Genomic DNA, 18,873 nt, shown 5'->3' with positions numbered 1-18,873 from the left:
GTGCTACGGGCGGCCGATGCCGGTGCTACGGGCGGCCGGTGCCGGTGGCGTGCGGCAGGACGTAGCGCTGCGGGGCCATCGCGGTGTCGTGGCCGGGGAGGGCGGCCATCACGGCGGCGTGGGCCTGCTCGGGGGTGAGCGGGGCCGTCCCGGTGTCGACGGTGGCGGTCAACTCGCCCTCCTCCCAAGCCACTTCGATGTCCCGGGCGGCGGGCAGGGCGGCGCGCAGCAGGTCCGCGACGGCGTCCAGGTCGACCCAGTTGCTGCCGACCCGCTGCCAGCGGGCCTTCTCCCGGCGGCCGGCGGGCAGGCCGCTGAGGGCGGCGATCTCCCCGGCGGGGCCGAGGGCGACGGTGCGGCTGCCCGCGAGGTCGAGCAGGCGCAGCAGGGCGAGGGCGAAGAGTTCGGCCTCCTCGCGGTCGAGGACGTCGGGGTGGGGGTGCAGGGTGAACTCCAGGCAGCCGACGGTGCGCCAGACGTTGAGCATCAGCCGGGTGGGGGTGGGTTCGGCCGGGTACCAGGCGAGGTCGGGTTCGGCGGGCGGCAGCGGGCGGGCGGCGGCGACCTCCGGGGGGACGGTGCCGCTGAGGTCGTTGACGACGACGTGCCGGGCGAACCGGGCGCCGCGCCGGACGGCGACGTCCTCGATGAGCTGCCAGATCCGTTCGGCGTCGAAGGTGGCGTGCCAGTAGCCGGACAGGGCCTGGGCCTGGGTGCGGCCGATCAGGGTGTCGAGGTCGGGGCAGTCGGTGTCGACGGCGAGCAGGGCGTCCTGGGCGAGGGTGCCGACGTGGTCGGCGAGGCCGGGGCGGTGCCGGTTGGCGGAGAGCGCGGCCATCACCACGGTGGAGCGGGCGGCCCGGTGGGCGGTGAGGACGGCGTAGCAGGCGAGCAGGACGGCCGAGGTGGAGGCGCCGGTGCGGGCGGCGGCGCGTTCCAGGGCGGCGGCGCCCGCGACGGAGCGGATGCCGAGGGTGGGCAGCAGGGTGTCGTTGGGGCCGATCCGGTCGTCGGCGAAGACCGAGGTGGGCTGTTCGGCGAGGATGTGCTGCCAGTGCCGCAGCGCGGCCTTGGTGCGGCGCTGCCCGGCGGCGGACTGCTCCTGGGCGGCGACCTCGACGGGGGTGGGCGCGGCGGGCGCGGGCAGGGTGCCGCCGGTGGCCAGGGTGATCCACTCCTGGAACAGCAGTCCGGTGGCGACGCCGTCGAGTTGGGCGTGGCAGATCACCACGGCCAGCAGCACGGGGGCGCCGTCCCGGGTGAGCAGGGCGAAGCGGAGCGGGAACTCCTCGGCCAGGTCGAAGGCCCGGCGCCGCCCGTCCCAGCAGTACGCCTCGGCCCGGGCGGCCGGGTCCTCGCCGTCCGCGAGGGGGATCACCCGGACGGTGAACTCGCCCTCGGCGCGGACGTGCTGGCGTTCGGGCTGGCGGTCGGCGGGGCCGGGGAAGACGGTCCGCAGGGCGGCGTGGCGTTCGGCGAGGGTGCGCAACGCGTCGAGGCAGGCCGGGAGTTCGGCCCCGGGCGGGACCGTCCAGGTGGCCTGCTTGTTCATGTGCGAGGGTTCGTCGTGGCGCAGGCAGCGGATCATGTTGTCCTGGCCGAGGGTCAGCGGCCCCTCGGCCTCGGGCGCGTCGGACCGGTAGCGCAGGGTGAGGGTGGCGTGGTCCGGGGTACTCCCGGATGGTGCAACCGACATGTCGTCAGTCTCCGTTCAGAGCGGTGCCGATGTGCGGGGCCGGACGGGCCGGGCCCCGTGCCCCGGCCCGTCCGGCGAAGAGCCCGCTAGGGCCGGACGGCCCTAGCCGCGCCCGGTGCCGCTGCCGCGCGGCAGGACGTAGTACTGCGGGGCCATCACGGTGTCGCGCCAGGAGAGCGCGTCGACCACGGCGGTGTGCGCCTCGGTCGGGGTCAGCGCGCAGTCTCCCCCCACCACCGCCGTCAACTCGTCGTTCTTCCAGGCCACTTCGACGTCCTCGACGTCCAGGACGGTGCGCAGCCGGTCGGCGACGGCGTCCAGGTCGACCCAGTTGCTGCCGACCTGCTGCCAGCGGCCCCGCTCGCGGCGGCCGACGGGCAGGCGGCTGAGGGCGGCGAGTTCCCCGGCGGGGCCGAGGGTGACGTTGCGCTGCCCGGCGAGGTCGATCAGGCGGAGCAGGGCGCGGGCGAAGTGCTCGGTCTCCGCGCGGTCGAGGACGTCGGGGTGGGCGTGCAGGCTGATCTCCAGGCAGCCGCTGGTCCGCCAGATGTTGATCATCAGTCGGGTGGGGAGCGGTTCGGTCGGGTACCAGCTCAGGTCGGGGTCGGCGGCGGGGTCGGGGCGCAGGGCGGCGAGTTCCTCGGGGACGGTGCCGCTGACGTCGTTCAGCACGACGTCCCGGACGAACCGGGCGCCGCGCCGGAGCGAGGAGTCGTCGAGGATCTCCCAGAGCCGCTCGGTCTCGAAGGTGGCGTGCCAGTAACCGGACAGGGCCTGGGCCTGGGTGCGGCCGATCAGGGTGTCGAGGTCGGGGCAGTCGGTGTCCAGGACGAGCAGGGCGTCCTGGGCGAGGGTGCCGACGTGCTCGGCGAGGACGGAGCGGTGCCGGTTGGCGGAGAGCGCGGCCATCACCACGGTGGAGCGGGCCGCCCGGTGGGCCGCCAGGGCGGCGTAACAGGCGGTCAGGACGGCGGACTTGGAGCTGTTGGTGCGCCGGACGGCCCGGTCCAGGGCGGCGGCTCCGGCCGGGGTGCGGATGGCGAGGGTGTGCAGCAGGTGGTCGGTGGAGCGGATCCGGTCGTCGGCGAAGACGGCGGAGGGCTCCTCCGCCAGGATGCGCTCCCAGTGCCGGAGGGCGGCGCGGCCGCGGCGCAGTCCGCCCGCGGAGCGCTCCTGTTCGGCGACCTCGATCGGGGTGGGGCCGGCCGGCGGGGGGAGTTCGCCGCCGGCGGCCAGGACCATCCAGTCCTTGAAGAGCAGGCCCGTCGCCACGCCGTCGAGTTGGGCGTGGCTGACCACCACGCCGAGCGCGACCGGGCGGTCGTCGCGGGTGATCAGGCCGAGCCGGAGCGGGAAGTCGGCGGCGAGGTCGAACGGGTGGCAGCGCTCGTCCCAGCCGAACGCCTCGGCCCGGGCGGTGGCGTCCCCGGCCGGGTCGAGGGCGATCACCTGGACGGTGAACTCGCCTTCCTGGAGCTGCCGTTGGACGGCGGGGAGCTGCTCGCCACCGGCGTCGGGGAAGACCGTGCGCAGGGCGGCGTGCCGCTCGGCGAGGGTACGCAGGGCGGCCAGGCAGCGGGCCGTGTCGGCGGTCTCGGGGACGGTCCAGGTGGCCTGCTTGTTCAGCGAGGAGGGCTCGTTCCGCTCGCGCGAGGGCTGCTCGTTGCGCAGGCAGCGGAGCATGTTGTCCTGGCCGAGGGTGACCGGCCCTTCGGCGCCGGGCGCCCCGGCCCGGTACCGCAGCACGACGGTTCGCACGTCCGACACGGCGTCAGTCTCCCTTCAGGGCGGTGCTGATGTGCTCGGGCCAGTCGGCGGGGCGGGTGCCGTGGGCGTGCAGCAGGGCGAGGGCGATCCGGTCGAGGCCGAAGGCGGTGCAGGCGGTGTGGCCGGTGGCGCCGTCGGCGGTGAAGTCGAAGACCTCGCCGAAGTGGTCCTTGTGGATGTTGGCGGAGGCGATGGCCTGCGGCAGGTCGTCGGCCACCGGGACGCGCAGTTCGAACTTCAGCTCCTGGGCGCGCTGGGCGGCCTGGTAGACCCGGCGGCCGCCGCCGAAGAACGGGTCGTCGGCGAGTTCGACCGCGGGCTTGAGCCCGAGGCCCTCCAGCCAGTCGGCGGTCCGGCCCAGCCAGTGCTCGCGCCAGTCCTGGCAGTGCTCGGCGGTGCCGGCGGTGACGAGTTCGGCCATCCGGAAGCTGCGCAGCCGGCCGGGCTCGGCGGTGGCCTCCTGCCGGAAGCACTGGGCCTCGACGCTGTAGCGGACGGGCTCGTGGAGGTCCCGGCCGGTGAGTCCGGCGTACACGGGGTAGCAGGCGGCGGGCAGCAGGACCAGGTCGGAGATCTGCTGGCCGGTGTGCCAGGGGCCGGACTCGGCGATCAGCGGGGAGAGCCGCCGCCATTCGGCGGGGCTGCCGGAGTAGCTGTGCACGGTGCCGAGCAGGTGCGGGAAGGAGGCGACGTAGCCGGCCCGTTCGATGGTGGCGCGGGAGATCACGGGCGGGACGACGAGCCGCTCGAAGGGCTCGTCGGCGGCCAGCGCGGCGATCGAGTCGCTCAGGGCGCGCAGCAGCTTCTCGTAGGCGGCGGGCTGGAGTTGGACGCCCGGCGCGGCGGTGGGCAGCGGGGTGGCGTCGTCGGGGTGGCGGGTGCTCATGGCGGGGCCTCAGTCAGGGTCGGGGCCGACGGGCGGCGGGGGGTGCGGCGGTCCCCGCCGGGCGGTGCGGCGGGCGGTACGGTGCGATGCGGCGGAGCGGCGGGCGGGCGGCGGGGGTGCGACGGGCGGGGTGCGGGCGGTCAGGCGTGCGCGGCCGGGCGCGGGTCCGGGTAGGGCGCAGGCGCGGCCGCAGCGGCCGGGTGCCGGTGCGGGCGAGGGCGGCCCGGTAGCCGGGGGGCGCGGGCAGGTCGTGGACGGTGCACGGTCCGAGCGGGCCGTGCATCCGGTGCGGTCCGGGCCCGTCGCCGGGCGGTCCGGCGTGGGTGCGCAGCCCGTCGGCGAGGCGTCCGCCGTACGCCTTGGCGTACGCCTCCTTGCGCGTCCAGCGGCGGGCGAACTCCTCGGCGTCCCGGGTGGTCTCGTCCGCCCGGTAGTAGCGGGCGGCGAGCCGGGCGGCGACCCGGTCGCCGGGGACGGGCTCCAGGTCGACGCCGATGCCGCCGGCCGCGGGCCCGTCGCCGTCCCCGTCCTCGCCCCGGCGGTGCACGGCGAACAGCGCCCACGGCCCGGAGGTGCTCAGGTTGACGCTCAACTCTCCTTGCAGGCCGTCGGGTTCGGGGCGTCCGTGCGGGCCGCGGCGCCAGCGGACGCGTTCCGGGGGCAGGCCGGCGGCCTCGGCGGTGAGCAGGCGGGCGGCGGCGTGCGCGGCGACGAAGCGGTGGCGTCCCGGCCCGTCGGGGTGGCGGTCGGCGCGGGCGAGCTCCTCCTCGTCGAGCAGGGCACGGACCCGGGGCAGCAGGATGTCGGTGCGGATCAGCCAGACGTCCGTCATCGGCCGGCTCCCGCGGCCGTCCAGTGCGCGAGGTCGAGGCGGCCGGTCTCCGGTTCCAGGTCGGCGAGCGCCAGCGGCCGGTCGGCGAGGCCGGGGTCGGCGAGGGCGGCGGCGAGCGCGGCCCAGCCACCGGTGTACGGGTTGCCGGGGCGGGCCGTCCGGGTGTCCGGGCCGGGCGGCGGTTCGACGCCGGTCAGGCCGGGGCCGAGCAGCAGCACCGCCTCGTCCGGGAGTTCGGCGCACAGCTCCTTGAGCGCGCCGCCGATCTGACGGTCCGTCACTTCCGTTGCGCTGCACAGGCTTTGGAGCGAACGGCCGGGGGGCGCGGCCGGCTCCGGGGCCGCCTCCCAGAGCAGGGCGGCGGCGGAGTGGCGGTCCGGGAGCCGGGCGGGCCGGTGCGGGCGGTGGTGCAGGTCGGCCTGTTCGACGGCGATCAGCAGGGCGCGCCGGGGCACGCCACCGGTGCGGGCGTAGGCGTCGGCGATCCGCAGCGCGCTGAAGGCGGCGCCGGCGCCCTCGTCGCAGATCGCGAAGGACATCGGCTCGCCGGGGCAGGACTCGCCGAGGTGCAGGGCGACGGCCTGTCCGGGGCGGACGTCGGGCACCGCGTAGACCAGCACCAGCAGGTCGACCGGGCGGTCCGGGCCGACCAGGGCGTCGATGGCGCGCCCGGCCAGCGCCGCGTACGACTGCCCGCGGGCCCCGGCCAGCGCGTCCTCGGCGAGTTCGACCCCGTACGGGCGGGTCAGGTCGGCGGTGAAGGTGCGCAGGTCGGGGTCGGCGGCGAGCGGCGAGTGGCCGGGCAGGTCGAGGGCGTGGGCGGCGGTCAGGCGCAGCGGGGAGGCGGTGCGCGGCAGGGTGGTGGCGGGGAGCGGTCCGCGGACGCGCACGGTCGTCAGTCCTCGACGATCACGTGCCCGGCGACGAAGCCCGCGAGGGTGCCGACCGAGCGCAGGTCGTCCTGGTCGATGCCCTCGACGTCGATCTGCACGTCGAGGTGGTCCTCCAGTTCCAGGATGAGTTCCAGGGTGGCGGCGGAGGTGAGGCCGACCTCGTCGAACAGGCAGGCGTTCTCGCCGATCTCGGGGAGTTCGCGCTTGAGCACCTGGGGCAGCAGCAGCAGGATCCCGTCGAGGGCGCGGTCGCGCAGTTCGGGGTCGACGACGGCGGTGGCCGCGGTGTCGGCGGTGGTCTCGGGCAGGGCGGAGTCGGTCATGGCGATCCCCTGATCTGGCCGGCGCCCCGGCGGCGGGCCGGGGTACGGGCGGGTGGACTGGGCGGGTGCGCGGCGCGGCACGGCACGGCGCAGGGCGCGGTTCGGCCCGGGCGCGGCTCCGGTGCGGGCACCGGGCGCCGGGCGGGCGTCAGTGCTGGAGCACCATGGCGGCGAAGGTCGCGCCGATCCCGGACGCGGCGACCAGGTAGCGGTCGCCGCGGCGGAGCAGGCCGCGGGTGGTGGCGGTGTGGTGGTTGAGCAGGATGTCGGCGGCGAAGCTGTGCCCCACCGCCGGGACGTTGTCCAGCACCACGCGTTCGATCGGGTACCCGATCCGGCGGCAGATCCGTTGCCAGGAGATCTGGTTGACGTTGTGCGGCAGCAGCAGCCGGATCGAGTCCCAGCTCTCGCCGGCCTCCTCCAGCGCCGCTTCCATCACGGCCGTCATCAGCTCCGGGTAGCTGCGCTGGTAGCGCACCATGAGCTCCGGATCCGCGGCGAGTCGCCCGTCGAACTCGCCGCGCTGGTCGACCGCGTAGGACAGCACGCGGTCGTGTTCGCCTCCGGCCCGCACCAGGCAGGCGGCCGCCCCTTCGCCGAACAGGGCGGTCTCCGGGACGATGCGGGCGTCCCGGGTGAAGGTCTTCTCGCCCGCCAGGATCAGCGCCGTCGCCTCGGGGTCGGGGTCTGCCGCCAGCAGCCGACCGGCCACGTCCAGGGCCAGCAGCGAGCCGGCGCAGGCGTGGTGGGTGATGGTGAAGGCACGTGCGTGCGTCAGCCCCAGACGGCCGAGCGCGTCGTGCAGCGGGTTGTGCGGGTAGGGCACCGCGATCGGCAGGCTGCGCGCGTGCAGCACGTACTTCACCCGGTGTTCGTTGCCGCGCAGCGGGGCCAGGGCCTTCGCTGCGGCGGTGAGCAGATCGGTCAGGTCTCCGTCGGGGTCCACCCTGACCTGGTCCAGTCCGTGGAAACGGCGGAAGAGTCTGATCTGACGTTCCGTCAGCCCAAGGCGCTCTCCGACCAGTTCGACCGGTTCGGCCAGGGGTGGCAGGTGGACGGCGACTGCCTCCAGAGCGGTCACGCGGGCTAGTATTCCGTCGCCTCACCGGCCCGCACAAGGGATCTCCGGTGCTTCCTTCCCCGGACCCCCTCGTGGTCTGTACCACTTCTCCCTCGTTTGCCCACGATCCGTGTGGGCCGCCGCAGGCCCGCGGCCCCGGCCGCCGCGCTTCCCCCCGCCTCTCCCGTCGTCCTGCCCCTGTCAAGCCCCCCGTCCGGGCCCGTCCCGCCCCGCCCCGCACCCCCGCTCCGAGGAGGACCTCCGTGCCCGCGACCGACCCCACCACCGCTCCCCCGCTGCGCCTGCTGATCGTGGTGCCGCCGCTGGCCGGCCACCTGCTGCCGGCCCGGGCGCTGGCCCGGGCCTGGGCCGCGCGCGGGCACGAGGTGGCCTGGGTGGGGCCGGAGGCGGCGCTGCGGCCGCTGCTCGGGCCGGACGCGGTGGTGCACCCGACCGGCGCCCGGCTGTTCCGGGAGCAGGCGGTGGGCGGGGCGGCGGCGGTGCGTTCGCTGTGGGAGGGCTTCGTGGTGCCGCACACCAGGTTCACCCTGGGCGCGGTGCGGCGGGCCGTCGCGGGGTGGCGGCCGGACGCGGTGCTGGTCGACCAGCACAGCCCGGCGGGCGCGCTGGCCGCGCACGGCGCGGGCGTGCCGTGGGCGACCTTCGCGCCGTCCTCGCTGGAGGTCGGCGATCCGCTGGGCGGCGACGGCGCGTTGACGGCCTGGCGGGAGGAGGTGCTGCGCGGCCTGTGGGAGCGGGCCGGGCTGCCCGCCGCCGAGTACGCCGACCCGCGCTTCTCCCCCGGCCTGGTGGTCGCCCCGACCTGCGCGGCGCTGCTCGGCCTGGACCCGGCGGCGGTGCCGGCCGAGTACGCGCTGGTCGGGCCGCTGCTCGACGAGCGGCCCGAGCCGTTCCCGTGGGACCGGCTGCTGGAGCGGCCGCACCGGGTGCTGGTCACCATGGGCACGCTGTCCGCCGAGGTGGCGGGCGGCTTCCTGGAGCGGACGTCCGCCGCGCTGGCCGGACTGCCGGACGTGCAGGCGGTGGTGGCGGCCCCGGGGGAGGTCGGGCTGCCGCCGGGGTCGATCGGCCGCGGGCGCGTCCCGGTGCTGGAACTGCTTGAGCGCGGGGCGGTGGAGGCCGTACTGTGCCACGGCGGGATGAACACCGTCGGTGAGTCCCTCGTCCACGGGCGGCCGTTGGTGGTCGCCCCGATCCGCCACGACCAGCCGGTGACCGCCGGCCGGCTGGCCGCGCTGGGCGCGGCCGTCCGAGTCGACTTCGCCACCGCCTCGTCCGAGCAGCTGCGCACGGCGCTGCGCACCGTCCTGGAGGACCCCTCGTACCGCCGCGCCGCCGAACTGGTGGGGCGTCAACTGCGGGACGGCGGGGGTGCGGTGGCGGCCGTCGCGCGGCTGGAGCGGTTCGCGCGCGCACCGCGCTGAACCCGCCCCGCCACCTGGTCCAGACCATTGCCGGGGGGCGGGATCGGGCCCTAGGGTCTGCTCCGGCGTCCCCCGCCCCCTCGGAACCGCTCCGAGCACCCATCCGCACCCATCCGCACCCACCGACCACAGGAGTCCGGGTTGATCGTGACCAAGGGGCTGCGCAAGTCCTTCCAGCCCCGCCGCGGCGCCGCCGCCGTCGACGCGGTGCGCGGCATCGACCTGACCGTCGCGGAGGGCGAGATCTACGGCCTCCTCGGCCCGAACGGCGCAGGCAAGACCACCACGCTGCGCATGCTCGCCACCCTGCTCGTCCCCGACGGCGGCGCCGCCACCGTGGCCGGCGCCGACCTGCGCGCCGAGCCCGGCGAGGTCCGCCGCCGGATCGGCTACGTCGCCCAGGGCGGCGGCACCACCGACCAGGCCACCGCCCGCGAGGAACTCGTCCTCCAGGCCCGGATGTACGGCGTCCGCAAGGCCGAGGCCGTCCAGCGCGCCGAGCAGGGCCTGGCCGCCTTCGACCTGACCGAGTTCGGCGACCGGGTCTGCAAGACGTACTCGGGCGGCCAGCGCCGCCGCCTCGACCTGGCGCTCGGCGTCGTCCACCGCCCCAGGGTGCTGTTCCTGGACGAGCCGACCGTCGGCCTCGACCCGCGCAGCCGCTCCCAGGTGTGGGCCGAGGTCCGCCGCCTGCGCGAGCAGGGCATGACGGTGCTGCTGACCACCCACTACCTGGACGAGGCCGACGCCCTGTGCGACCGGATCGGCATCGTCGACAACGGCGGCATCGTCACCGAGGGCACCCCCGAGGAGCTCAAGCAGAAGATCTCCGGCGACTCCGTCACCATCGGCCTGCCCGACCCGGAGACCACCGCCGGCGCCGAGCGCGCGCTCGCCGAACTGCCGTGCGTCCAGCGCCTGGAGGCGCTGCCCGGCGAGGACGGGCTGCGCCTGCACGTGGACTCCGCGGCCACCGCGATCCCGCAGCTGCTGCGCACCCTGGCCGCCGTCGGCATCGAGCCGGAGCACGTCCAGTTGCAGCGCCCCAGCCTGGACGACGTGTTCCTGGCCCTGACCGGCCGCGCGCTGGTCCACAGCAGCTGACCACCCCTTTTCCGTCCTCCCGTCCTCCCGTCCTCCCGTCTTTCCGTCCTCCCGTCCTCCCGTCCTCCCGTCTTTCCGGCACCGACGCCCCCGAGGTCCCCGTGAAGCTCGCCCGCGACACCTGGCTGGTCTACCAGCGCCAACTGCTCCTGATGGCCCGCTCCCCCGTGTGGATCGCCGTCGGGCTGCTCCAACCCCTGTGCTACCTGCTGCTGTTCGCCCCGCTGCTGACCTCCGCGCTGGCCGCGTCCGGCGCGCACAGCACCGCCGACGCCTACCGGATCTACGTGCCCGGCCTGCTGTCCGCGCTGGCCCTGATGGGCGGCCTGTTCACCGGCTTCACGCTGCTGGGCGAGCTGCACTCGGGCGTCATCGAGCGCTCCCGGGTGACGCCGGTCAGCCGGGTCGCCCTGCTGCTGGGCCGGGCGCTGCGGGAGACCACGGCGCTGCTGATCCAGTCGGTGCTGATCGCCGTGCTGGCGATCCCGTTCGGCCTGACCGTGGGCCTGGCCGACCTGCTGCTGGCGATGGCGATGCTGGCGCTGATGGCGCTGATGGCGTCCTCGGTCTCCTACGGCCTGGCGCTGCTGGTGCCCACCGACGCCGCGCTCGGCCCGGTGGTCAACACCATCGCGCAGCCGCTGGCGCTGATCTCCGGCACCCTGCTGCCGATCGCGCTGGCCCCGGCCTGGCTGCGCACCGCCGCGTCCTGGAACCCCTGCTACTGGGCGGTGGAGGGCATGCGCGCCCTGTTCGCCGGCCACCTGGACGCCCCCGAGGTGTGGCGCGGCCTGCTGCTGACCGGCCTGCTGATGGCCGTCGCGGTGGCCTGGTCGGCCCGGCTGTTCGCCCAGCGGATCCGCTGACCCGGGCGGACCGGCGCAGCACCGAGCGGGGCCCGGCACTCTGGCCGCCGGGCCCCGCTCGGTGCTGCGTCCGTGCGCTCAGCCGCCGTCGGCCGCGCCGCCGTCCGCCGCGCCGCCGTCCGCCGCGCGCTCCCGGACGAACGCGGCCAGCCGCCGCACCCCGTCGGTGATCTGCTCCGGGGTCAGGTACGAGCAGGACAACCGCAGTTGCCGCTCACCGCCGCCGCCGGGGTGGAAGCCGTCCATCGGCGTCCACAGCACGCCGTGCGCGCGGGCGCAGGCGTCCAGGGCCCGCGCGTCGGCCCGGAACGGCACCGTGACGACCGCGAAGAACCCGCCGTCGGGGCGGTTCCAGGAGACGCCGGGGACGCCCTGGAAGGCCGTCTCCAGCGCCGCCAGCAGGGTGTCCATGTTCCGGGCGTAGAAGCCCCTGGCGGGCTCGTTGGCGTCCCGCAGGCGCAGCCCGCCGTCCAGCAGCATGCCGCCGATGACGGCCTGGCTGAGCGCCGAGGTGTTCACCGTGGTCATGCTCTTGAGCTTGGCGAGCTCGTCGGCGAGCAGACCGGTGCCGGCCCCGCCGGCCACCCGCTGGTCGGCGACCACGTAGCCGACCCGGGCGCCGGGGAAGCAGGTCTTGGCGAAGGAGCCGAGGTAGACCACGTTGCCGCGGTCCCCGTCCAGGGCCTTGAGGGTGGGGCGGGCGGCGGCGGTGCGGCCGAAGAAGCCGTACGGGTTGTCCTCGATCAGCAGGACGCCGCTCTCCTCGGCGACCTCCAGCAGTCGGCGGCGGGCCGGTTCGGCCATGCTGGCGCCGCTGGGGTTGGCGAAGTCGGGGACGACGTAGCAGGCCCGGGGGCGCTTCCCGGCGGCGCGCAGGTCGCGGACGGCGGCGGCCAGCGCCTCGGGGTCGAGCCCGCCGTCGGGCCCGGCCTCCGGCACGGGGTGCACGGTGAGGTCGAGCAGCCGGGCGGCGCCGGTGACGCCGACGTAGCAGGGCGCGGAGACCAGCAGCACGTCGTCCGGGCCCGCGCACAGGGCGCGCAGCACCAGCAGCATGCCCTCCTGGGCGCCGACGGTGACCACCAGCGCCTCGGGGTCGGTGTCGATGCCCTCGTCGGCGGCCAGCGCGCGGGCGATCAGCGGGGCGATCAGGCCCTTGGTGCGCCCGTACTGGAACACCTCCTGGCGGACCTGGGCCTCCGTCAGGCCGCGTTCGGCCCGCAGGTGGTGCAGGTAGGTCTCCAGGTGCTTGGGGATGTCGGCCGGGTCGAAGAACTCCTCGTACGGGCGGCCGGGGGCGAAGGAGACCGCGTCCGGGTAGCGGCCGGTGACCTCGTTGAGGAAGGTCATCGCGTCCAGCAGCGGGTCGGACAGCGAGCCGTGCAGGTCGGCCAGGTCCAGCACCCGGCTCACCGCGCGGCCCCGTCCCGGTCGGCCCGGTAGGCGGCCAGCAGCCGGTCGGCGGCGTAGCGCTGGGCGGCGCGGCCGTCGTCGAGCACGCCGGGCATGGCGAAGAAGCCGTGCGGCATGCCGTCGTAGCGGCGCAGTTCGACCGGCACCCCGGCGGCCCGCAGCGCCTCGGCGTACTCCTCGCCCTCCTCGCGCAGCGGGTCGTACTCGGCGGTGATCACGGTGGCCGGGGGCAGCCCGGCCAGCGAGGGGGCCCGCAGCGGGGAGGCCAGCGGGTCCGCGGCGTCGGCCGGGTCGGCCAGGTAGTGCGACCAGTACCAGGCCACCGAGTGCCGGTTGAACAGCGCCGGGTCGGCCTCGCCCTGCGCGGGGACGCGGTGGTCGGTGTTGGGGTAGACCAGCAGCTGGTGCAGGATCGCGGGGCCGCCGCGCTCCCGGGCGAGCAGGGTGAGCGCGGCGGCCAGGTTGCCGCCGGCGCTGTCGCCGCCCACCGCGATCCGGGCCGGGTCGAGGCCCAACTCGGCGGCGTGGCGGGCGATCCAGTCGAGGGCGGCCCAGCAGTCGTGGACGGCGGCCGGGAAGCGGTGCTCGGGGGCGTGCCGGTAGCCGACGGCGAGCACGTCGGCGCCGGTGGCGTTGGCCAGCGCGCGGCAGACCGGGTCGCCGGTCTCCAGCGAGCCGAGCGCCCAGCCGCCGCCGTACAGGTAGAGCAGGGCCGGTCCGGGCGCGGCGTCCGCGGGGCGGGGCGCGGGCCGGTAGTGGCGCAGGGCGAGCGGGCCGCCGGGGCCCTCGACGGTGAACTCGCCGACGTGGTGCACGGGTTCACCGCCCCCGGTGGCGGCGCGCAGGTCGGCGAGGTCGGCGGCGCGGGCCTCGGCGAGGGTGCGGGTGTACAGCGGCGGGGTGCCCGCGGCGGCGCGGCGGGCCCGCATCGCCTCGGCCTGGGGGTGCAGCGGCATCAGTGCGGTCCTCCGGGGGCGGCGTCGGGGGCGACGGCCTCCAGGTAGATCGACTCGTCCTTGCGGAAGGCGGTGTCGAGGGCGGCGACGTCCGGTCGGGCGCCGGTCTGGAACTCCCGTCGGGTGACGGCGAACCCACCGTACCCGGCGCGGTCCAGCACGTACCGCAGTTCGTCCTCGTCGTAGATCCAGCGGTGGCCGAAGTGGTAGAAGATCTGGTTCATCATGAAGGCCCGCCGCTCCGGCATCGGCGGGCCGACCCGCATGGTGCGCAGGCGGCGGCGGTGGCGGCGGAAGAACTGCTCGCGGTCGTCGAGGTAGCCGGCGACGTACTTGGCCAGGTCCGGGGTGGTGAGCCGGAGCAGGCCGCCGGGGCGCAGGACGCGGCGCACCTCGGCGAGCCAGTACACGGCGGTGCCGAGCGGGACGTGCTCGATCAGGTGCTCGGCGTAGACCCAGTCCACGCTGTGGTCGGCGAACGGGAGCGGTTCGGTGATGTCCAGGCTGGTGTACAGGCTGCCGCCGTCGATCCGGTAGACCGGGCCGGGGCGGGTGGCCCCGGTGTCGGTGTGCAGGCCGACCAGGTCGGTGCCCAGGCCCTGCGGGTGGCGGGTGCGGAACGCGGCGAACTCGATGCCGGTGACGCCGAGTTCCCGGAGCTCCCGGTGGGTGCGCGGCACTTCCGGGCGGACCGTCTCGATGCTGGTGCACCGGGCGAGGTCCTCGGTGAACGCGTCGGTACGGGCCTCGAGGCCCTGCGGGTCCTCCCAGTCCCAGCCGTCGAACAGCTCTGCGGCGGACGGCGCGACGGGCAGCACGGCGGGCGTCGCGGGCGCTGCCGCGGCGGGTGTCGCGGGTGCTGCCGCGGGCGGCTCGGCGGGCGCGGCGGGGGCGGGGTTCTCGGTGGTCGTCACGTGGTCCTTCCGTTCTCTTTCGATCTCTTTGTCGGTGCTCCGTCATGAGCCCCTATATATAAGGAGAGGGACGCGCGCTCAGCGGTGCGTCCGGGCGGCCGGCGGCCGGGGCGCCAGCGCGCCGCGGTCGAGGTCCGCGAGGGTGGGCCGGCCGGCCAGCACCATGGTGTCGAGCAGCTCCTCGCGCAGCAGGTCGAGCACCGCCCGGGCGCCGTCCGCGCCGCCGTGCGCCAGGCCCCACAGCACCGGCCGGCCGACCAGCGCGGCACGGGCGCCGAGGGCCACCGCCCGGGCGAGGTCGGCGCCGTGCCGCAGGCCGCCGTCGACCAGCACCGGGAGGTCGGCGGGGACGGCGTCCACCACCTCAGCCAGCGCGTCCGGCGCGGGCGGGGTGCCGTCGAGCTGGCGGCCGCCATGGTTGGAGACCACCAGGCCGTCCACGCCGTGGTCGACGGCGAGCCGCGCGTCCTCGGCGGTGAGCACGCCCTTGAGCAGCAGCGGCAGTCCGGTGCGCCGCCGCAGCCAGGCCAGGTCGGCCCAGGTGACGGTCGGGTCGAACTGCTGCCGGGAGTGCTCCTCGATGCCGGAGCGGCCCGCCTCGGCGTGCCCGGCGCCGCTGGTGAGCCGGGCCGCCAGGTTGGCGGCGGTCATGCCGGGCGGCAGCGCGAAGGCGTTGCGCAGGTCGCGCAGCCGGCGGCCGACCTTGGGCGCGTCGACGGTGAGCACCAGCGCCCGGTAGCCCGCCGCCTCGGCCCGCCGGACCAGGGCGGCGAGCGCCTCCCGGTCGCGCAGCCAGTACAGCTGGAGCCAGCGGACCGCGTCGGGCGCGGCCGCGGCGATCTCCTCCAGGGTGCGCCCGGCGAAGATGCTGGTGACCAGCAGCGCGCCGGCCCCGGCGGCGGCCCGGGCGGTGGCGCACTCGGCGTCGGGGTGGGCCAGCCCGTGGTAGGCCATCGGGGCGACGCCGTACGGGGCGGCCAGCCGGGCGCCGAACAGCTCGGTGCCGCAGTCGGGGGCCGAGACGTCGACCAGGACGCGCGGGCGCAGCAGGTACCGCTGCCAGGCGTCCGGATTGGCCCGGGCGGTCCACTCGGTTCCGGCCGCTCCTTCGAAGAAGTCCCAGATCACGGCGGGCAGTCGGGCCTCGGCCAGCGCGCCGTGCTCCGCCAGGGTGAGCGGAACCATCGCGTCCGAACCTCCTGATGATTCGTCAACTCGTGCGAAAACGAGGGACAGCGTAGGGGGCGACCAGCCACTGGTATAGACCTTGACCCTTGATGCGCTCCCGTGCAAAGGTCGGCACCGACGGGGGTCCACACCGAAGCATCACAACTTCCGAACCTTGCTTCCCACACGAGCGCGTGGAGTTGCGTTGACGCTTACCCCAACCCCGGTGCGCGGCGGCACGGTTGCCGCGGACTGGGTGGACGAGCAGTTACTCGCCGGACCGGACGGCGAACCGTGCCTGCGCTTCGGCGCTCCGGTGGCCAGAGGGACCTTGCGGGCCCTGGTGGCCGAACGGCAGCGGCAGTTGGCCGCCGCCGGCCTCGGCGAACACGGGACGGTGGCATTGCGGATGCCGCCCTCCGCGGAGTTCGTCGCGGTCCTGCTGGCCGCGTGGCGCTCCGGCGCGCAGGCGGTCCTGCTGGACCACCGGCTGACCACCGCCGAGGTGGACCGCGCGGTGGACCGGCTGCACCCCCGGGTGCTGGTCGAACTCGCCGACGGGCGGCCGACGTTCCGGTCGCTCCCGGACGGGGTCGCGGCCGCTTCCGAGCACGCCCTGGTGCAGCTCAGTTCGGGGTCGACCGGCCCGTCCAAGGTGATCGCCCGGACGGCCGCCGACCTGCTGCGCGAACTCGACTGCTACGCCCGGCTGCCGGAGTTCCCGACCCGCGGCGAGCGCACCGTGCTGCTGTCCTCGACGGTGCACGTGCTCGGCCTGGTCGGCGGACTGCTGCACGCCCTGCACGCGGGCGTGGAGCTGGTGGTGCCGCAGCGGATGACCCCTGGGGGCATCCTGGCCGCCATCGCCGAGGGCGGCGCCCCGACCACCGTGATCGGGGTGCCGTTCCACGCCGAGCTGCTGGCCGCGGCCGTCGCGCCACCCGAACTGCCGCAGCTGCGGCGGATGGTGGTGGCGGGCGAACTCGTCCGCCCGCAGCTGCCCGCGGCGTTCCGCGAACGCTTCGGGGTGCCGCTGGGCACCATGTACGGGATGACCGAGACCGGCGTGATCGCCACCGACCTGACCGGACGCACCCATCCGGCCGTGGAACCCGTCCACGGGATGGAACTGTCCGTGGTCGGCGGCGAGTTGCACATCGCCCGGGAGCAGTCCCCGTACCTGGGCCCGACCGACCCGACCCGCTGGTCGGACGGCCTGCTGCACACCCGTGACGCCGCCCTGATCGAGGCCGCCACCGGCCTGGTCACCGTGCTCGGGCGGCGCGACTCCCAGATCTCCATCGGCGGCCTCAAGGTCGACCTCAACGAGGTCGAACAGGCCCTCACCGGGCTCCCCGGTGTGGTCGAGGCCGTGGTGCTGTTCGCCGACGGCGCGATCGAGGCGTACGCCGCGACCGCCGAGGGCGTCACCTCCTCGCCGTCCGAACGGGGCGGTCCCGCCGAGCAGTTGCGCGAACTGCTGGGCAAGGAGCTGGCGGGCTACAAGCTGCCCCGCCGACTGCACCTGATGCCGCGGCTGCCCCGGACCGCCACCGGGAAGCTGCTGCGGGACGCCGCCGCCCTGCGCCGACAGGCCGACGACGCCCGCTGATCCACCCGCCCGACCGCTCAACCCCCTTCCGGTGCCGTGCGCCCGGCCGGGTCGACGGCTCCAGACACCGTCCGCCCGTCCGTCGGTGCGCCCTGCCCGGAAGCACCCCGCCCCACCCCTCATCTCCCCTCCCGACGCACTGAAGAGAGCCCGTCCATGCAGGAACAGATCCGCTCGTTCGTCCTCACCACCCTGGCGTCGATGAACTACGACGTCTCGCAGGTCACTTCGGAGACCGACCTCGGCCCGGCCGGCCTCGACCTGGAGTCGCTGGCACTGGCCGACCTCGCGGTGCAGGTCGAGGAGGAGTTCGGCATCCGCTTCGAGCTGGACGACATGGAGTCCACCGCGCTGATGACCATCGACGAGTTCAGCGCCGAGGTCGCCGGCCGGATCGCCAAGACCTCGGTGGGCAGCGTCTGATGAGCACCGACGCCGGAACCCGCTTCGGCCGGTCCGAGGCGGTGGCCATGCTGGCCCGCTACGGCGACCGCGCCCCCGAGCAGGTCGACGAGCACCTGGGCTCGCTGGAACTGACCTGGCTGATCGCCGAGGCCGAGCAGCAGTACGGCGTGCAGATCGACCTGGACGACGAACGGCTGGACGCCATCCGCACGGTGGACGACGCGGTGGCCGCGCTCGGCGCGCAGATCGACGCCGCAACGGACGACGCCGCGCGGATCGACGCTGCGACGGCCGACGCCGCGACGGCCGGCGCCGTCCAGGGGCTCGGCGCGGGGGCCGCCGCGCCATGACGTCGACCGCGCTCCGGAGCGGCCCGCCGCGGCGCGCCGTCCTGGTCGGCGGGATCGGGGTCCGCTCGGCGTTCGGCGCGGGGCTGGCCGCGCTCACCGACGGCGTGCTCGCGGGACGGCCCGCGTTCGCCCCGGTGGAGCGCTTCGGCACCGCCGGCCGCCGCGCCGACCACGCCGCGGCCGGCCCGGGCTCGCCCGGCTGGCCGACCAGCTGGTCGCGGTGCTCGCCGAGGCCGGCGCACTCTCCGGCCCGCCCGGGCCCCGCCCCGCCGACGGGCCCGAGGAACTGCTGATCGCCCTGCACGGCGACCGGCGGGCCGGACCGGTCGCCGCCGAGGTCGGCGACCGCACCGGACTGCGCCCCCGGGTGTACACCGGCGCGTGCGTCGCGGCGTCCGGCGCGGTCGCCGACGCCGCCGCGCTGATCGCCTCCGGCCGCCGCGAACGCGTGGTGGTCGCCGCCGGGTACCTGGTCGAGCCGGACACCTTCGCGGTGTTCGACGCCGGTCGGGCCCTGGCCGGGGACGGCGCGGTGCGCCCGTTCAGCCTGGGCCGGCAGGGCATGCTGCTCGGCGACGCGGCGGTGGCCGTGGTCCTGGAGTCCGCACCGGCCCTGCGCCGGCGCGGCGGCACCGCCCTGGCCCGGATCGCCGGCTGGGCCAGGACCGGGGACGCCTTCCACGTCTGCCGGCCGCACCCCGACGGCACCGGCCTGGCCAGGGCGGTGCACGGCGCGCTCGCCCGGGCGGGCGCCGCACCGGCCGCGGTCGGCTACGTCAACGCCAACGGCGCGGGCTCCAAGCTCGGCGACCTGGCCGAGGCCGCCGCCCTGCGCAGCGTCTTCCCGGCCGGCACCCCGCCGGTCAGCTCCACCAAGTCCGTGCACGGGCACGCCCTGGAAGCCTCCGCCCTGCTCGAACTCGCCGCCACGGTCGGCGCGTTGCGGGCCGGTGCGCTGCCGGTCAACGCCGGCTGGCAGGCCCCGGACCCGGACTGCCCGCTCGACCTGGTCCTCGACCGGCCCCGCCCGGCCGCGCCCGCACCCGCCCTGGCGCTGACCGTGAACGCCGCGTTCGGCGGCGCGAACACCGCGCTCCTGGTGGCACCCGCCTGACCCGCGGGCGCACCGTCCCCGTTCCCGTCCTCCCCGCTCCAGCCGTTCCCGCTCCAGCCGTTCCGGCCCT

At 76.0% G+C, this 18,873-nt stretch carries 19 protein-coding genes; 8 read left to right on the top strand and 11 right to left on the bottom strand.

Going from position 1 to position 18,873, the window contains the following annotated elements:
- Positions 1-25: 25 nt before the first annotated feature.
- From HUT16_RS30975 to HUT16_RS30945, 7 genes are all read right to left on the bottom strand, one after another.
- Positions 26-1,696 (bottom strand): condensation domain-containing protein, encoded by a 1,671-nt coding sequence (locus HUT16_RS30975; RefSeq protein WP_176191336.1) that lies wholly within the window; start codon positions 1,694-1,696, stop codon positions 26-28.
- 102 nt (positions 1,697-1,798) lie between these two features.
- Positions 1,799-3,463, bottom strand: coding sequence for a condensation domain-containing protein (locus HUT16_RS30970; RefSeq protein ID WP_254898064.1), 1,665 nt, complete (start codon positions 3,461-3,463; stop codon positions 1,799-1,801).
- Between the two features lie 4 nt (positions 3,464-3,467).
- Entirely contained in the window at positions 3,468-4,349 is an 882-nt protein-coding gene (locus tag HUT16_RS30965; protein WP_176191335.1) for a hypothetical protein, read from the bottom strand.
- Positions 4,350-4,362: 13 nt separating this feature from the next.
- Positions 4,363-5,181: a 4'-phosphopantetheinyl transferase superfamily protein gene (locus HUT16_RS30960; RefSeq protein ID WP_176191334.1), complete on the bottom strand. Its 819-nt coding sequence runs from the start codon at positions 5,179-5,181 to the stop codon at positions 4,363-4,365.
- Positions 5,178-6,071: a 2-hydroxy-acid oxidase gene (locus tag HUT16_RS30955; protein ID WP_176191333.1), complete on the bottom strand. Its 894-nt coding sequence runs from the start codon at positions 6,069-6,071 to the stop codon at positions 5,178-5,180. The genes HUT16_RS30960 and HUT16_RS30955 overlap by 4 nt, the downstream gene beginning before the upstream one ends.
- A gap of 5 nt (positions 6,072-6,076) precedes the next feature.
- Positions 6,077-6,397 carry an acyl carrier protein gene (locus HUT16_RS30950; RefSeq protein WP_176191332.1) on the bottom strand — a complete coding sequence of 107 codons (321 nt, stop codon included), beginning with the start codon at positions 6,395-6,397 and terminating at the stop codon, positions 6,077-6,079.
- Positions 6,398-6,545: 148 nt separating this feature from the next.
- Complete coding sequence (locus tag HUT16_RS30945) at positions 6,546-7,478, bottom strand: 3-oxoacyl-[acyl-carrier-protein] synthase III C-terminal domain-containing protein (protein ID WP_176191331.1); 933 nt, start codon at positions 7,476-7,478, stop codon at positions 6,546-6,548.
- Positions 7,479-7,720: 242 nt separating this feature from the next.
- On the opposite strand from HUT16_RS30945, the gene HUT16_RS30940 reads away from it, so the two are divergent.
- The 3 genes from HUT16_RS30940 (at position 7,721) to HUT16_RS30930 (ending at position 10,872) form a co-directional block, all read left to right on the top strand.
- Positions 7,721-8,902, top strand: coding sequence for a glycosyltransferase (locus HUT16_RS30940; protein ID WP_176191330.1), 1,182 nt, complete (start codon positions 7,721-7,723; stop codon positions 8,900-8,902).
- Positions 8,903-9,049: 147 nt separating this feature from the next.
- Complete coding sequence (locus HUT16_RS30935; protein ID WP_217712191.1) at positions 9,050-10,006, top strand: ATP-binding cassette domain-containing protein; 957 nt, start codon at positions 9,050-9,052, stop codon at positions 10,004-10,006.
- 101 nt (positions 10,007-10,107) lie between these two features.
- Entirely contained in the window at positions 10,108-10,872 is a 765-nt protein-coding gene (locus HUT16_RS30930; RefSeq protein ID WP_176191328.1) for an ABC transporter permease, read from the top strand.
- 78 nt (positions 10,873-10,950) lie between these two features.
- On the opposite strand, the gene HUT16_RS30925 is transcribed toward HUT16_RS30930, so the two are convergent.
- From HUT16_RS30925 to HUT16_RS30910, 4 genes are all read right to left on the bottom strand, one after another.
- The gene (locus tag HUT16_RS30925; protein WP_176191327.1) at positions 10,951-12,285 is read right to left on the bottom strand and encodes a PLP-dependent aminotransferase family protein; all 1,335 of its coding nucleotides are present in this window, start codon (positions 12,283-12,285) and stop codon (positions 10,951-10,953) included.
- On the bottom strand, positions 12,282-13,241 hold the full coding sequence (locus HUT16_RS30920; RefSeq protein ID WP_176191326.1) for an alpha/beta hydrolase: 960 nt from the start codon (positions 13,239-13,241) through the stop codon (positions 12,282-12,284). Before HUT16_RS30920 ends, HUT16_RS30925 begins: the two co-directional genes overlap by 4 nt.
- Positions 13,241-14,155, bottom strand: a complete 915-nt coding sequence (locus HUT16_RS30915; RefSeq protein WP_254898063.1) for a methyltransferase domain-containing protein — start codon at positions 14,153-14,155, stop codon at positions 13,241-13,243. Before HUT16_RS30915 ends, HUT16_RS30920 begins: the two co-directional genes overlap by 1 nt.
- Before the next feature lie 78 nt (positions 14,156-14,233).
- Positions 14,234-15,340 (bottom strand): alpha-hydroxy acid oxidase, encoded by a 1,107-nt coding sequence (locus HUT16_RS30910; protein WP_176191325.1) that lies wholly within the window; start codon positions 15,338-15,340, stop codon positions 14,234-14,236.
- A gap of 187 nt (positions 15,341-15,527) precedes the next feature.
- Between HUT16_RS30910 and HUT16_RS30905 the strand changes: the two genes are divergently transcribed.
- From HUT16_RS30905 to HUT16_RS30890, 5 genes are all read left to right on the top strand, one after another.
- Positions 15,528-16,934, top strand: a complete 1,407-nt coding sequence (locus HUT16_RS30905) for a class I adenylate-forming enzyme family protein (RefSeq protein ID WP_176191324.1) — start codon at positions 15,528-15,530, stop codon at positions 16,932-16,934.
- Between the two features lie 156 nt (positions 16,935-17,090).
- A complete protein-coding gene (locus HUT16_RS30900) occupies positions 17,091-17,357 on the top strand; it encodes an acyl carrier protein (protein WP_176191323.1) in 267 nt (88 codons plus the stop codon).
- Positions 17,357-17,689, top strand: coding sequence for an acyl carrier protein (locus HUT16_RS30895; protein WP_254898062.1), 333 nt, complete (start codon positions 17,357-17,359; stop codon positions 17,687-17,689). Before HUT16_RS30900 ends, HUT16_RS30895 begins: the two co-directional genes overlap by 1 nt.
- Positions 17,686-17,982, top strand: a complete 297-nt coding sequence (locus HUT16_RS39435) for a hypothetical protein (RefSeq protein ID WP_303392115.1) — start codon at positions 17,686-17,688, stop codon at positions 17,980-17,982. Before HUT16_RS30895 ends, HUT16_RS39435 begins: the two co-directional genes overlap by 4 nt.
- On the top strand, positions 17,910-18,803 hold the full coding sequence (locus HUT16_RS30890) for a beta-ketoacyl synthase N-terminal-like domain-containing protein (protein WP_303392114.1): 894 nt from the start codon (positions 17,910-17,912) through the stop codon (positions 18,801-18,803). The genes HUT16_RS39435 and HUT16_RS30890 overlap by 73 nt, the downstream gene beginning before the upstream one ends.
- The last annotated feature ends 70 nt before the right edge of the window (positions 18,804-18,873 follow it).

The organism is Kitasatospora sp. NA04385 (assembly GCF_013364235.1).
GTDB lineage: Bacteria > Actinomycetota > Actinomycetes > Streptomycetales > Streptomycetaceae > Kitasatospora.
Note: the sequence above shows the minus strand (reverse complement) of the source record. Positions and strands in the feature narration are given on the sequence as shown.